General features: G+C 60.1%; 15 protein-coding genes. 2 read left to right on the forward strand and 13 right to left on the reverse strand.

The annotated features are described in order from the left end of the window. Window positions 1-23 precede the first annotated feature (23 nt). The 3 genes from AC1DWG_RS26520 to AC1DWG_RS26530 all read right to left on the reverse strand — a co-directional run bounded on the left by AC1DWG_RS26520 (window position 24) and on the right by AC1DWG_RS26530 (window position 2,014). A complete protein-coding gene (locus AC1DWG_RS26520) occupies window positions 24-1,238 on the reverse strand; it encodes a class I SAM-dependent methyltransferase (protein ID WP_477788563.1) in 1,215 nt (404 codons plus the stop codon). Between the two features lie 132 nt (window positions 1,239-1,370). After that, entirely contained in the window at window positions 1,371-1,733 is a 363-nt protein-coding gene (locus AC1DWG_RS26525) for a hypothetical protein (protein WP_477788564.1), read from the reverse strand. Between the two features lie 2 nt (window positions 1,734-1,735). After that, on the reverse strand, window positions 1,736-2,014 hold the full coding sequence (locus AC1DWG_RS26530; RefSeq protein ID WP_108216781.1) for an Ogr/Delta-like zinc finger protein: 279 nt from the start codon (window positions 2,012-2,014) through the stop codon (window positions 1,736-1,738). A 300-nt stretch (window positions 2,015-2,314) separates the two neighbouring features. Between AC1DWG_RS26530 and AC1DWG_RS26535 the strand changes: the two genes are divergently transcribed. Beyond that, the gene (locus AC1DWG_RS26535; RefSeq protein WP_477788565.1) at window positions 2,315-2,740 is read left to right on the forward strand and encodes a helix-turn-helix domain-containing protein; all 426 of its coding nucleotides are present in this window, start codon (window positions 2,315-2,317) and stop codon (window positions 2,738-2,740) included. Between the two features lie 81 nt (window positions 2,741-2,821). On the opposite strand, the gene AC1DWG_RS26540 is transcribed toward AC1DWG_RS26535, so the two are convergent. The 5 genes from AC1DWG_RS26540 to AC1DWG_RS26560 all read right to left on the reverse strand — a co-directional run bounded on the left by AC1DWG_RS26540 (window position 2,822) and on the right by AC1DWG_RS26560 (window position 5,740). Then, complete coding sequence (locus AC1DWG_RS26540) at window positions 2,822-3,178, reverse strand: putative holin (RefSeq protein WP_477765087.1); 357 nt, start codon at window positions 3,176-3,178, stop codon at window positions 2,822-2,824. Continuing rightward, window positions 3,165-3,467 carry a helix-turn-helix transcriptional regulator gene (locus AC1DWG_RS26545; RefSeq protein WP_477788566.1) on the reverse strand — a complete coding sequence of 101 codons (303 nt, stop codon included), beginning with the start codon at window positions 3,465-3,467 and terminating at the stop codon, window positions 3,165-3,167. The genes AC1DWG_RS26540 and AC1DWG_RS26545 overlap by 14 nt, the downstream gene beginning before the upstream one ends. 130 nt (window positions 3,468-3,597) lie before the next feature. Then, a complete protein-coding gene (locus tag AC1DWG_RS26550; protein ID WP_477788567.1) occupies window positions 3,598-4,215 on the reverse strand; it encodes a TPM domain-containing protein in 618 nt (205 codons plus the stop codon). 28 nt (window positions 4,216-4,243) lie between these two features. Next, a complete protein-coding gene (locus AC1DWG_RS26555; protein WP_477765085.1) occupies window positions 4,244-4,999 on the reverse strand; it encodes a TPM domain-containing protein in 756 nt (251 codons plus the stop codon). Between the two features lie 135 nt (window positions 5,000-5,134). Beyond that, window positions 5,135-5,740, reverse strand: a complete 606-nt coding sequence (locus AC1DWG_RS26560) for a LemA family protein (protein ID WP_477756454.1) — start codon at window positions 5,738-5,740, stop codon at window positions 5,135-5,137. A 263-nt stretch (window positions 5,741-6,003) separates the two neighbouring features. Here AC1DWG_RS26560 and bglX point away from each other — a divergent pair, with 263 nt between their 5' ends. Next, a complete protein-coding gene (gene bglX, locus AC1DWG_RS26565; protein WP_477765084.1) occupies window positions 6,004-8,295 on the forward strand; it encodes a beta-glucosidase BglX in 2,292 nt (763 codons plus the stop codon). A gap of 156 nt (window positions 8,296-8,451) precedes the next feature. On the opposite strand, the gene AC1DWG_RS26570 is transcribed toward bglX, so the two are convergent. The 5 genes from AC1DWG_RS26570 to AC1DWG_RS26590 form a co-directional block, all read right to left on the reverse strand. After that, a complete protein-coding gene (locus AC1DWG_RS26570) occupies window positions 8,452-9,609 on the reverse strand; it encodes a phospholipase D-like domain-containing protein (protein WP_477765083.1) in 1,158 nt (385 codons plus the stop codon). A gap of 1 nt (window position 9,610) precedes the next feature. Beyond that, on the reverse strand, window positions 9,611-10,201 hold the full coding sequence (locus tag AC1DWG_RS26575; RefSeq protein ID WP_477765082.1) for a YceI family protein: 591 nt from the start codon (window positions 10,199-10,201) through the stop codon (window positions 9,611-9,613). A 118-nt stretch (window positions 10,202-10,319) separates the two neighbouring features. Beyond that, window positions 10,320-10,643: an amidase gene (locus AC1DWG_RS26580; protein ID WP_477765081.1), complete on the reverse strand. Its 324-nt coding sequence runs from the start codon at window positions 10,641-10,643 to the stop codon at window positions 10,320-10,322. Next, entirely contained in the window at window positions 10,640-11,734 is a 1,095-nt protein-coding gene (locus AC1DWG_RS26585; protein WP_477765080.1) for a serine hydrolase domain-containing protein, read from the reverse strand. Before AC1DWG_RS26585 ends, AC1DWG_RS26580 begins: the two co-directional genes overlap by 4 nt. Window positions 11,735-11,928: 194 nt before the next feature. Continuing rightward, entirely contained in the window at window positions 11,929-12,816 is an 888-nt protein-coding gene (locus AC1DWG_RS26590) for an acyl-CoA dehydrogenase middle domain-containing protein (protein WP_477765079.1), read from the reverse strand. Between the last annotated feature and the right edge of the window lie 221 nt (window positions 12,817-13,037).

Raw genomic sequence — 13,037 nt, forward strand, 5'->3', positions numbered from 1 at the left:
CGGCTCCTACAGGATTGTGATGTTTACAAATAGCCGTCAGCGCGCAGCAAGGTTTCCAGGCAATGCTCGCTGATGTGATAGAAATCCTTCAGCTCCTGAATCTTCGCCAGCAACAAGGCCGGGGCCACCGGCTCGGCGCGTTTGACCGCCAGGATCATCTTGTTCTTGTTGGTGTGGTCCAGGGAGATGAACTCGAACACCTTGGTTTCGTAGCCACAGGCCTCAAGGAACAATGCGCGCAAACTGTCAGTGACCATCTCCGCCTGCTGGCCCAGGTGCAAGCCGTATTGCAGCATCGGCTTGAGCAGCGCCGGGCTCTGGATTTGCAGGCGGATCTGTTTGTGGCAGCACGGCGAGCACATGATGATCGAGGCGCCGGAACGGATGCCGGTGTGGATCGCATAGTCAGTGGCGATATCGCAGGCATGCAGGGCGATCATCACGTCCAGCTCGCTCGGCGCCACGCTGCGCACGTCACCGCACTTGAACACCAGGCCGGGGTGTTCAAGCCTGGCGGCGGCGGTGTTGCACAAGGTGACCATGTCTTCACGCAGCTCGACGCCGGTCACCTCGCCTTCGGCCTTCAAGGTGTTGCGCAGGTAATCGTGGATGGCGAAGGTCAGGTAACCCTTGCCCGAACCGAAGTCCGCCACGCGCACCGGTTTGTCCAGCGCCAGGGGCGACGAGGTCAGCGCATGGCTGAACACTTCGATGAACTTGTTGATCTGCTTCCACTTGCGCGACATCGCCGGGATCAGCTCATGCTGCTGGTTGGTCACACCCAGGTCGGCGAGAAACGGCCGGCTCAGGTCAAGAAAACGGTTTTTTTCACGGTTGTGCTCGGCCGATGGCACTTCGCGCAATTGTTGAGGTTTGCTCTTGAACAGCGATGACTTGCCCTTTTTGCTGTATTCGAGCTGGACTTCGTCGGTCAACGCCAACAAATGCGCATTTTTGAACGACGCTGGCAGCAGCCGGGCAATGCTCGCCACGCCTTCGGCCAGCGGCAGGTTCTTGGTGATGTCGCGGGTCTTGTAGCGGTAGACAAAGGACAGGCAAGGCAGCGCCTTGACCGTCACCGGTTTGATGATGATCCGCTGCAGGTCCGTTTCATCGCCCACGTACTTGGCCAGCACCAGTTTGATGAACGCATTTTGCTCGAGGCTGGTTTGCACCAGGTCGATGAACTGGGCGTGATGATCCGGCGCGAGGCTGGCGGGAGTGGCGGTGACGGACATGGAAAAGCGGCCTCAGGCGATGCAAATCGGAGAATGCCGGTATTTTAAGGGGGACGAGGACTTTGGGCACGGGGTTATTTTGCGGCAGGTCCCAGTCATGGTGCCCAGGACCTCAATACAACCGCTGAAAACTCAGGGTTCCACCAGGCGAAGCCTGCGGTTGTTCGGCGAGTTGATGATGTGTTTGACGATCAGCCCCACTGGCACCGCCCAAGTCAGGCCATTGGCAGGGTCAGTCACCACGGCGACCGTTTCGGAACTTGCCTCGATATCCAGGCGCCGCCGGTCGTCGCACGACTTGAGTACGCCGTAGGCACGGCTAACCAGCCTTTCCGCCAGGTACATCGGTACATCCATACCCTGCAGATGCTTCACCGCGCGACAAAACAGGACTTGATCATCGATCCCTCCTTCACTTTCATGACGCCGTAGAAACGCCTGGGCTATAGCCAGTAGCTCCTCATTCAGATCTGTATTTTCATCGATGACCTTCATGCTCACGTCTCCTGCGGAACGTCTGTGGTGGCAGGACTGACTGCTACGGGCCGGGCGGCACGGCGCAAATCGGGTCCGGCGCAAGGCAGGCGTACGGCCGGATTGGGCATGCCACTGGGCGAAAGTTCATGGGTCATTTCAAATTCGGCACGCACGGACCAACCGCAAGCTTCCGACGTGCATTGCAGATACGCCACCCGCAGGAAAATATGTCGGCCTTCGCTGGTGCGGATGCGCATCCTGTTCAAGCAGTGCGGGCACACCATTTTATAAGTACTCATGCTTGATTCCCGACGGTCATTGGGTGGCAATCAACCTGATCAAACGCAATACTGCTTGAGAGTTTCATCGCGGCGCTCCGGTCTTGCGAACAGTGTCTGCCAGACATAAGGAAGTGCATCGGGCAGACGCGTAATGGGTTCGAGCCATGCTCGTAGGAAATCACCCTGATAGCATTAGGAAGTTTCGACATCGTATTCTTCTGACTCATCTTTGACGATTGATTAGTTACAAGAAAAAAAGTACTCATTACGCATAAATTAGGCACTCAAAAAGCATATGTCAAAAGGAAGAGGCTCAAATTGCGTAGCAAAAAATCACAAGCTGTTCTGGCTCGTTTAAAGCAAGTTACAGGTACTAAAACCGATGTTTCTTTATCTTCGGCGCTACAGATCAGCCCGCAAACCCTTAGTAGCTGGAAAGGCCGCGACAGCACGCCGTACTCATTATGCGTAGAAATTGCTCAAACTCGGGGTATCTCCCTTGACTGGTTGCTGCTGGGCGAAGGTCCGATTTTGAGACAAACAGTTACTAATTCTTCGGAAGCCAATCAGGAAAGCACAACACGGGAAAACACCATTCTCACGCTCTGGCGGTTGCTCGACGAAAATGATCGCTGCGCCATACAACACGCACTCGAGGAAAAGCAACGACTGCGTGATATGGAACTCAGGCTTTGCGAAATGGCCTCCATTCTGGCAACACTTAAACCTTCGAATGAAACTTGATGACCTATGTAATCCGAAGTTTCATAGTTTCAAGACATGCCGCGCCCGCCACCCACACCAAAGCAACCCATTCATGGCCCCTTATCTTCGCCTTCGCAGGTGTCGAATGATTTCGCCGATACCGACGCTATCGATCCATTGCATGAACTTGATGCTCATAGGAATAACAACCAGTGCGCAAAGAAAGGCTGTCACGCCTGCTGTCAGAAAAGGCACCAGCGGATGTGCGACAGGCGTGAAGAGGTAACCGACACCCGCAGACAGCGACCAGGAACCGATGCGTTGCCAGGCCTTGAAGTCAGTGCGAGTGGTTGTAACCAGCCACGCGCCGAGCATTGCACCAAACAGTACCTCGCCATCAACCACTGGCAGTGATGCAATCCCCATTCCCAACATGAGCCCACTGATACCGTTGTAGGTCGAATCAGTCAGGCTCATGTGCACCTCGCGCAACGACCGAATCCACGATGATCGCTCCCGACTCGATCGCCTTGAGCAAGGCAGAACTGCGAGTGCTGACGTCGAACTTTCGGCGAATATTGGTGAAGTGAAAATTAACGGTAGATTCCGAGCAATTCTCGATCCTGGCGATTTCCCAGGAAGTCTTGCCCTTGAAACACCACATCAGGATTTGTGTTTCTTTCGCCGTCAGCTTCGCCGTTGGTGTACTTGCCTCTGCGCCGGGTGCTACCCGTGCCAAAGAGTCATTCGATTGTTGGGTTGACATAAGAATCCCTCTTCGCGGGAACACCCGTCGCTGGGCGTCCACTGTTAGAGAGAAATACTGACGATCAGGCCGAACCCGAACAATCGACGGGAGTTGTAGCGGCGAGCGCTACATAACGCGATGAAAAGTCTTAGCCGAGCACTACCAACCGGTTCGGCAATTCATTGCGCGCATGGGTCACTGGCACATGCACCTTGAGCAACTCGCCACAGGCTTCGATGCAGCTGACAAACCCTTGCAGCGTCTGCCCCTGCTTCACCTGTTGGGTGAACGTGGCGACAATGGCGTCCCAGTTCTTGTTGTCCAGGCGACTGGAAATCCCTTCATCCACCAGGATCTCCACATAACGCTCGGCCTCGGAGACGAAAATCAGCACGCCAGTGCTGCCCTCGGTGTGGTGCAGGTTCTGCTCCAGGAACTGCCGGCGCGCCAGGTTCGAGGCGCGCCAGTGGCGCACCGAGCGCGGGATCAGATGGGTGGTGACGTTCGGCAGGCGGAACACCAGGCACAGCACAATGAAGAGCGCCCATTGCACCATCAGCAGGCTGTGCAGGGTCAGCCAACCGGTGAGGTAATGCACGATGCCCGGCACCAGCAGCGCCAGCAGGCTGGCCCACAACAACGGGATGTACGCATAGTCGTCGGCGCGGGCCGCGAGCACGGTCACCAGTTCCGCGTCAGTATCGCGCTCGACCCGGGCAATTGCCTCGGCGACTTTGCGTTGTTCGTGTTCAGTCAGTAATGCCATGTCGTGAATTGCCTGCTCGTTTTTATTATCACCAGCCGCCGGACGAACCGCCCCCGCCGAAACTGCCCCCGCCGCCGCTGAAGCCTCCACCTCCACCGCCGCCGCCAAATCCACCACCGCCAAAGCCGCCCCCGGATCCGCCGGAGCCGCCCCGGCCGGCAGGAAGAATACCGAGCATCTGGCACACAAAAACAGTCAGGATGAACAACATCAGCAAAAACACGAACAACCCGGGATGCCGCGAGACGAAATCGCCCCCCGGATCGCCTCTGGATTCATACGCCGTGGAGGGTTCGTCCAGGGGGTTGCCGCCCAGCACCACCAGCATCGCCGCCACGCCGTCACTGATGCCCTTGCTGAAGTTGCCGGTCTTGAACGCCGGGGTAATGACCTGGTTGATGATCACCGAACTCTGGGCATCGGTCAGGCGATCCTCCAGGCCGTAGCCGACTTCGATGCGAAGTTTACGCTCGTCCCGGGCGACGATCAGCAAGGCGCCGTTGTTCTTGTCCTTCTGCCCGATGCCCCAGTGGCGGCCGAGTTGGTAACCGAAGTCGGCGATGTCGGCGCCTTGCAAATCCGGCAAAGTCACGACCACAAGCTGCTCGCCGGTGGCTTGCTCATGGGCCTGAAGTTGTTGGCTGAGTTGCTGGCGCACCGATGGCTCGATCATCTGCGCATTGTCGACCACCCGCCCGGTCAGCGCCGGGAAGCTCAGCTCGGCCCGGGCCGTGATCGTCACCAGCCAGAACAACAGCAACAGGACTGTTTTAAACACACGCATTAGCAACCTCTTCCGTCCCAAGCCTGGCCCTGTAGGAGCTGCCGCAGGCTGCGATCTGTTGATCTTGACCTTTAGCGCTCGCGAAAAAATCAAAGTCAAAAGATCGCAGCCTGCGGCAGCTCCTACAGGGTTGATTCAGAATTTGACCTCGGGGGCCTTTTCCGACCCCGGTGTGGCTTCGAAGGTCTCGCGCACCGGCAGGTCGCTGTACATCACGCTGTGCCACAGGCGACCGGGGAACGTGCGGATCTCGGTGTTGTATTTCTGCACCGCGAGGATGAAATCACGCCGGGCCACGCTGATCCGGTTCTCGGTGCCTTCAAGCTGCGATTGCAAGGCGAGGAAGTTCTGGTTGGCCTTCAGGTCCGGATAGCGCTCGGAGACCACCATCAAACGACTCAAGGCGCCACTGAGCTGATCCTGGGCCTGTTGGTACTGCTTGAGTTTTTCCGGGTTGTCGAGGGTCGAGGCATCCACCTGGATCGACGTGGCCTTGGCCCGAGCTTCAATGACCGCCGTCAGGGTCTCTTCCTCATGTTTGGCGTAGCCCTTGACGGTTTCCACCAGATTGGGAATCAGGTCAGCACGGCGCTGATACTGGTTCTGCACCTGGCCCCAGGCGGCCTTGGCCTGTTCGTCGAGGGTCGGGATATTGTTGATGCCGCAAGCGGTCAGCAACGTGGCCAGCATCAGCAGCGTGGCGACCTGCAGGCGCGAACGGTAGATTGGACTTACATTCATCAGGCTGAAGCTCCCTTGTACATTTCATGAAAAGACCGACCGTGAAACCTACTGAGCCGGCTCTTGGGGCATAATCGCCCGCGCCTCTGGATTGCAACGGGCCGATGGGCTAAAAAGAGGCCCTGCGCAAAAACGCATCCGCCATCTGGCTGTGGTTTTTTGGCTCTGGTCTTTTGAGCGGGCACCCGAACAACAATAGACGCTCCCTAAATTTTGGCTGGCCGGCGTGTGCATCGCCGTTTGGGCCCTTGAGAAAACTATTCATGAAGAAGCTGTGTTTGCTGGGCCTGTTCGTCAGCCTGGCCAGTCATAACGTATTGGCCGCCACGACACCCGCCCCCCTGGAGAACAAGGAAGCCTTCGTCAGCAATCTGATGAAGCAAATGACCCTCGATGAAAAAATCGGCCAGTTGCGCCTGATCAGCATCGGCCCGGAAATGCCCCGGGAGCTGATCCGCAAGGAAATCGCGGCGGGCAACATCGGTGGTACGTTCAACTCGATCACCCGCCCGGAAAACCGGCCGATGCAGGACGCGGCCATGCGCAGCCGCCTGAAGATCCCGATGTTCTTCGCCTACGACGTGATCCACGGCCACCGCACCATTTTCCCGATCCCGCTGGCCCTGGCTTCGAGCTGGGACATGGACGCCATTGGCCTGTCCGGGCGCATCGCCGCCAAGGAGGCCGCGGCTGACAGCCTCGACATCACCTTCGCGCCGATGGTCGACATCTCCCGCGACCCGCGTTGGGGCCGTACTTCCGAAGGCTTCGGCGAAGACACCTACCTGGTGTCGCGCATTGCCGGCGTGATGGTCAAGGCGTTCCAGGGCACTGGCGCCAACGCGGCCGACAGCATCATGGCCAGCGTCAAGCATTTCGCCCTGTACGGCGCGGTCGAGGGTGGCCGCGACTACAACATCGTCGACATGAGCCCGGTCAAAATGTACCAGGACTATCTGCCACCGTACCGTGCGGCGATTGACGCCGGTGCCGGCGGAGTGATGGTCGCGCTGAACTCGATCAACGGCGTGCCGGCCACCGCCAACACCTGGCTGATGAACGACCTGCTGCGCAAGGAGTGGGGCTTCAAGGGCCTGGCAGTCAGCGACCACGGGGCGATTTTCGAGCTGATCAAGCACGGCGTTGCCGCCGACGGTCGCGAAGCGGCGAAGCTGGCGATCAAGGCCGGCATCCACATGAGCATGAACGACACCCTGTACGGCAAAGAGCTGCCAGGGCTGCTGAAGTCCGGCGAGATCCAGCAGAGCGACATCGACAATGCGGTGCGTGCGGTACTGGGCGCCAAGTACGACATGGGCCTGTTCAAGGACCCGTACCTGCGCATCGGCAAGGCCGAGGATGACCCGGTCGACACCTACGCCGACAGCCGTCTGCACCGCGCCGAGGCCCGCGATGTGGCGCGTCGCAGCCAAGTGCTGCTGAAAAACCGCAACGAAACCCTGCCACTTAAGAAGACTGCAAAAATCGCCCTGGTCGGTCCGCTGGCCAAGGCGCCCATCGACATGATGGGCAGCTGGGCCGCTGCCGGTAAACCGGCGCAATCGGTGACCCTGTTCGACGGCATGACCAACGCCCTGGGCGCTCAATCGACGCTGATCTACGCTCGTGGCGCCAACATCACCAGTGACAAGAACATCCTCGGCTACCTCAACTTCCTCAACTTCGACGCCCCGGAAGTGGTGGATGACCCTCGCCCGGCGAACGTGCTGATCGACGAAGCAGTGAAAGCGGCCAAGGACGCTGACGTAGTGGTTGCCGCCGTCGGCGAATCCCGTGGCATGTCCCACGAATCGTCGAGCCGCACCGACCTGAACATCCCGGAAAACCAGCGCGAGCTGATTCGCGCATTGAAGGCCACCGGCAAACCGCTGGTGCTGGTGTTGATGAACGGCCGCCCACTGACGATCCTCGAGGAGAAGGAGCAGGCTGACGCGATCCTGGAAACCTGGTTCACCGGCACCGAGGGCGGCAACGCCATCGCCGATGTGCTGTTCGGCGACTATAACCCGTCGGGCAAACTGCCGATCAGTATCGCGCGCTCGGTCGGCCAGATTCCGACCTACTACAACCACCTGACCATTGGCCGGCCGTTCACCCCGGGCAAACCGGGCAACTACACCTCGCAATATTTCGATGACACCACAGGCCCCCTGTACCCGTTCGGTTATGGCCTGAGCTACACCGAGTTCAGCCTGAGCGACATGGCCCTGTCGTCGACCACACTGAACAAGACCGGCAAGCTCGACGCCAGCGTCACAGTGAAGAACACCGGCAAGCGTGACGGCGAAACCGTGGTGCAGTTGTACATCCAGGACGTGGCCGGCTCGATGATCCGCCCGATCAAGGAACTGAAGAACTTCCAGAAAGTGATGATCAAGGCCGGCGAACAGAAGGTCGTGCACTTCACCATCACTGAGGACGAGCTGAAGTTCTACAACACCCAGCTCAAGTACGCGGCGGAGCCGGGCAAGTTCAACGTGCAGATCGGCCTGGATTCCCAGGACGTGACGCAGCAGAGTTTTGAGTTGCTGTAATCCCTGACACACCGCAAAAACCTGTAGGAGCGAGCCTGCTCGCGATGAGGCCATAACATTCAACATCATTGTTGACTGTCAGGCCGCCATCGCGAGCAGGTCGGGTCGCCGCACCGTCGCTCCTACAGTGGTTTCAGGGTGTTTGAAAGTTTGGGTTCAACCCCTTCGATCCAGCAGATTCACCACCACCCGATCCACCCATCCCCACACCCGCTGCTTGATCCGCCGCCACAGTGGCCGGCGCTTCCATTCTTCCAGGCTGACTTGCTGGCTCAGGGCGAAGTCGTGTTCGAAGCTCGCGGCCACCGACCGGGTCAACCCGGGGTCCAGCGCTTCCAGATTGGCTTCCAGGTTGAAGCGCAGATTCCAGTGATCGAAGTTGCACGAGCCGATGCTCACCCAGTCATCGATCAAGACCATTTTCAGGTGCAGGAAACACGGCTGGTACTCGAAGATCTTCACCCCGGCCTTGAGCAGTCGCGGGTAGTAACGATGCCCGGCGTAGCGCACGGACGGGTGATCGGTACGGGGCCCGGTCAGCAGCAACCGCACATCGACGCCCCGGGCAGCCGCCCGGCGCAGGGAACGGCGGACTTTCCAGGTCGGCAAAAAGTACGGCGTGGCCAGCCAGATCCGTCGCTGGCCGCTGTTCAGGGCGCGCACCAGCGATTGCAGAATATCCCGGTGCTGGCGGGCGTCGGCATAGGCCACCCGGCCCATGCCCTCGCCCATCGATGGCACCCGAGGCAGGCGCGGCAAGCCGAAATGCGAGGCGGGACGCCAGGCGCGACGATGGCGGTTGGCGATCCACTGGCGGTCGAACAGCAACTGCCAATCGAGCACCAGCGGCCCGGTGATTTCCACCATCACTTCGTGCCATTCGCTGACGTCTTCCCCCGGGGTCCAAAACTCGTCGGTGACACCGGTGCCGCCGACCACTGCCATGCTCTGGTCCACCAGTAACAGCTTGCGGTGATCGCGGTAGAAATTGCCGACCCAGCGCCGCCAGCTCAGGCGATTGTAGAAACGCAGCTCCACCCCGGCGGCCATCAGCCGCCGGCGCAAGGTCAGGGTGAAGGCGAGGCTGCCGTAATCATCGAACAGGCAGCGCACCCGCACCCCACGCTCGGCGGCCTGTACCAGGGCCTGGACCATGGCTTCGGCACAGGCGCCCGCCTCCACCAGATACAACTCCAACTCAACCTGTTCTTCGGCGCGGGCAATCGCCACCAGCATGCGCGGGAAAAACTGCGGACCATCGACCAGCAGTTCGAAGTGGTTGCCTTCACGCCAGGGAAAAATCGCTCCGGCCATGTCAGCGCGCCGTAAAAATCAGCACCGCACCCACCGGCACCGACAGACTGATCGCCGAGAGGCCGGCCATTTTGCGCAACGTCTCCAGACCAGGCGTCAGATCGAAATCCTCGGCATTGATCACCAGCGGTTCGAGGGTCACCACCTGGAAGCGCCGGTCATCGAGACGGGTCGCCAGCAGTTCGGCGGGGTATTCGTGTTGTTTGCCGTGCAGGTCCACCATCAGCAGCAGGCGCAACTCCAGCTGTGCGCCGGGAGCAAGATCATTGATCGGGCGCAGATCGATTTTCGTGGTGATCAAGGCGTCGGGAAACCGGTCGATCTGGAACAGTTCCTTGCGCATGCGCTCATCGCGCAGCGCAATGCCGCTGTTGATCGACTCCAGCTCGACTTCCACCTGCGCCAGTCCTTCGGGATCGACCTTGCCGTGCAGCACCAGAAAGCGCTGCACTTCGCAGACATTGGCGTTTTTGGTGCTGACGAACGACAGGCGCGAAGACTCGCCATCCAGGTACCAATCGGCACGGGCCGACAACGCAGCACCGGCCAGCAGCAGGAAAGCGAGGGGTTGAAGGGTGGAGCGCTTGAACATAGAGACTCGTGGGGCAGATAAACCTGTGCTGAACCTTAACCGGCCTTCAGCGCATTGCAAGCCATCCGTTACCCCATCGCCACAAAAGCCCTCCTCTCACCCAGGCACTTCATCGCACTCAGGGCTGCAAGCGACAGCCCTGGCGCTCGCCGATCCACACTGCGCTGTTGCTGCGGCCCATGCCGCTGACCGTTACCCGCTTGCCAGCAACATCATCGGTAAAGTCGCTGGCGGGCAGCCACTGTTGCACATAACCGTGGCAGTACTCGGCGTCGTTGTTCATCACGTAGCGGCACGAACAGTATTCCTTGGCGGTGTAGGCGCTGATGATGTCGGGGAACGCCCACAGCGCCACCCGCTCGTGCCAGAACCAGCCGAGCAAGGCGATCAGCAGGATCAACAATAGGGAACTGGCCGGTCGACGGCGAATGAAACCGGTCATGGCTGCACCTTCCCGGCAAAGACCTTGAGCGCGAGTTGGAGCAATTGGTTGTGCCGGTAGCTGCCGTCGCGGTCATCGCCATAGCGGACGATCACCAGGTGTTCGCTGGGGATCACATACATTGCCTGCCCCCAATGACCCAATGCGGCGAAGGTGTCGGCGGGGGCATCGGGCCAGGGTTGTGCCGCGCCCTCGACGGCTCGATTGAGCCACCATTGGCCGCCGGGTACGGCATCGTCTTTGTGTGCGTGATAGTGAGCGAACGGCTCGCGGTTGAACGCCACCCAATCCTTGGGCAGTAGCTGCTTGCCTCCCCAACGACCTTCGCGGGCCATCAACAGACCGACCCGGGCCAGGTCCCGTGCAGTGAGGTAGGCATAGGACGACGCGACGAAAGTGCCCGTGGCATCTGTTTCCCAGATCGCGTGGCGAATGCCCAGCGGTTCGAACAATGCAGTCCACGGAAAGTCGGGATAACGACCGGGACCGACGATGGTTTTCAGCGCGGCGGACAGCAGGTTGCTGTCACCGCTGGAGTAGCGAAACGCCTGGCCTGGCGCGGCATAAGCATCATGGGCCGCGGTGAACGCGGCCATGTCGTGGTGACCGCGGGTGTAGAGCATGGCCACCACCGAAGACTTCAGCGGTGCGTATTCGTAGTCCTCCTGCCAATCCAGGCCCGAGGCCCAGTGCAGCAGGTCGGCCATGGTCATGTCGGGGTGTTTTTTCAGGGGCGGATAAAACTTCGCCACCGGGTCGCCGAGCTTGAACAAGCCTTCGCCATAGGCCACGCCGAGGATCGTGGCCATCAGGCTCTTGCTGATCGACCAGGTCAGGTGCGGCGTCTCGGCCGTCGTCGGACCGGCGTAGCGTTCGTAGATCAACTGGCCGTCGCGGATCACCAGCAAGGCATCGGTACGAACACCCTGGCGAGTGGTGTCATCGCGGGATGGGAAGGCGTAGGCCTCCAGGGCTTGCAGCGCCGGGCCGGTCGGCGTCGGGGCGGTCGGCCATTGCTCGGCGGGCCAGTTTTCGGCCTGGACCGTGAAGCTGAGCAACAGCAGGAAAATAAGGGACAAGCCTTTAGGCATGGCGGGGGCTCGGAGATTGAACTTGGTGAGCCTAGTCGAGGTTGATGACAGTTCTGAAATTTGTGTTGTCTGTGAGGGCGCTTTCGCTGGCAAGCCAGCTCCTACAGGTGCTGCGTCGAACACAACATTTGTATACGACACAGGTCCTTGTGGGAGCGGGCTTGGTCCGGGCGGCGATCCGACGAAGAGGCCGGTCAGGGCAGCGAAGATTCCGCCAGTGCCTTGGCCAGCCGCTTGCCCCGCGCCCCCGCCGCCAAATCCATCACCGCCTTGTCCCGCTGCCACATCGCCGGCCACTGCGCAGGCCCGCCAGCCATTGCCTCGTCCACTTCAGCCTTGAGCCCTTCGAACTGCGCAAATAACCCGCCAAGCACCACATGCCCGGCCAGACTGGTCGGTGGCTGGCGACTGGTTTCCGCGCACCCGGCCAACAACCCCAGCAACCGCAGTTGCAAGCCTTGTGGCCAATCGCATTCCTGGCCGACGCCATACAACCACGCCGTCATGGCGCTCAGTACGTAGATGTCTTCCAGCGTGCGGAACGGTTTGACGTACGCGTCCCAGCCATCCCCGGCGAGCAATTCGCACAGTGCGTTATCCAGAAACAAGCAGCCGTGGCTGATGTCCGGCATCAACGGAATCGGCGCCAGCTTTTCCACCCGCACACCCGGCTCACCACGATAGATCACCGCCAGGCTCAAGCGTGGATCGACACCGGGCTCCTCGCTGCGGGCCGCCACCAGCAGCCAGTCGGCGGCATTGCCGGCGGTGACGAAATCCTTGCGTCCGCTCAGACGCAAACCGCTCAGTCGGGTTTGCATGTCGGCCGGGCGCAGACTGCGCTGTTCGGTGGCGCACAGCGCGCCGAGGCTCAGCGGCGCACTCGGCCAGAGCATGCGCAAGGCCGCTTGATACCCCACCAGAAACGCCAGCCCCGGCGTCGCCATCAACCGCCCGCCAAGCACGGCCAATTCGAACGGCGTGACCGCTCCCAACTGCTGCAACAAGGTCGCGAAACCTTCAGCCAGATCCGGGTTGGCGGGCAGGCGATCACGGCGGTTCAACAGGATTTGCCAGGGCATAAGAGGCTCCTTGTGGGCTGTCATATAAGCATCACCAAAGCTTAATGGCGATGACACCGGGGCTACATAGCCTGACTTTGCACAACACGGCTAGGGGGCGTTCTCAATTAGTTTCCCTACCGCGCCGGGTTGTGCCTTAAAGCTGGCCATGCTGCGTTGCAGGCCTTGGAAAGGGAACAACCATTCCCAGCGGCCTACGCCTTGCCTGGCCAGCTTTAAGG

This window comes from Pseudomonas sp. P4_B3 (assembly GCF_056402295.1).

What these genes read in the sequence shown, in the direction of transcription:
- AC1DWG_RS26585 (WP_477765080.1), bottom strand. Translation starts at nt 11,734, where the DNA reads ATGCCTAAAGGCTTGTCCCTTATTTTCCTGCTGTTGCTCAGCTTCACG.
- AC1DWG_RS26555 (WP_477765085.1), bottom strand. Translation starts at nt 4,999, where the DNA reads ATGCGTGTGTTTAAAACAGTCCTGTTGCTGTTGTTCTGGCTGGTGACG.
- AC1DWG_RS26590 (WP_477765079.1), bottom strand. Translation starts at nt 12,816, where the DNA reads ATGCCCTGGCAAATCCTGTTGAACCGCCGTGATCGCCTGCCCGCCAAC.
- AC1DWG_RS26545 (WP_477788566.1), bottom strand. Translation starts at nt 3,467, where the DNA reads ATGTCAACCCAACAATCGAATGACTCTTTGGCACGGGTAGCACCCGGC.
- bglX (WP_477765084.1), top strand. Translation starts at nt 6,004, where the DNA reads ATGAAGAAGCTGTGTTTGCTGGGCCTGTTCGTCAGCCTGGCCAGTCAT.
- AC1DWG_RS26580 (WP_477765081.1), bottom strand. Translation starts at nt 10,643, where the DNA reads ATGACCGGTTTCATTCGCCGTCGACCGGCCAGTTCCCTATTGTTGATC.
- AC1DWG_RS26575 (WP_477765082.1), bottom strand. Translation starts at nt 10,201, where the DNA reads ATGTTCAAGCGCTCCACCCTTCAACCCCTCGCTTTCCTGCTGCTGGCC.
- AC1DWG_RS26550 (WP_477788567.1), bottom strand. Translation starts at nt 4,215, where the DNA reads ATGGCATTACTGACTGAACACGAACAACGCAAAGTCGCCGAGGCAATT.
- AC1DWG_RS26530 (WP_108216781.1), bottom strand. Translation starts at nt 2,014, where the DNA reads ATGAGTACTTATAAAATGGTGTGCCCGCACTGCTTGAACAGGATGCGC.
- AC1DWG_RS26540 (WP_477765087.1), bottom strand. Translation starts at nt 3,178, where the DNA reads ATGAGCCTGACTGATTCGACCTACAACGGTATCAGTGGGCTCATGTTG.
- AC1DWG_RS26560 (WP_477756454.1), bottom strand. Translation starts at nt 5,740, where the DNA reads ATGAATGTAAGTCCAATCTACCGTTCGCGCCTGCAGGTCGCCACGCTG.
- AC1DWG_RS26520 (WP_477788563.1), bottom strand. Translation starts at nt 1,238, where the DNA reads ATGTCCGTCACCGCCACTCCCGCCAGCCTCGCGCCGGATCATCACGCC.
- AC1DWG_RS26525 (WP_477788564.1), bottom strand. Translation starts at nt 1,733, where the DNA reads ATGAAGGTCATCGATGAAAATACAGATCTGAATGAGGAGCTACTGGCT.
- AC1DWG_RS26570 (WP_477765083.1), bottom strand. Translation starts at nt 9,609, where the DNA reads ATGGCCGGAGCGATTTTTCCCTGGCGTGAAGGCAACCACTTCGAACTG.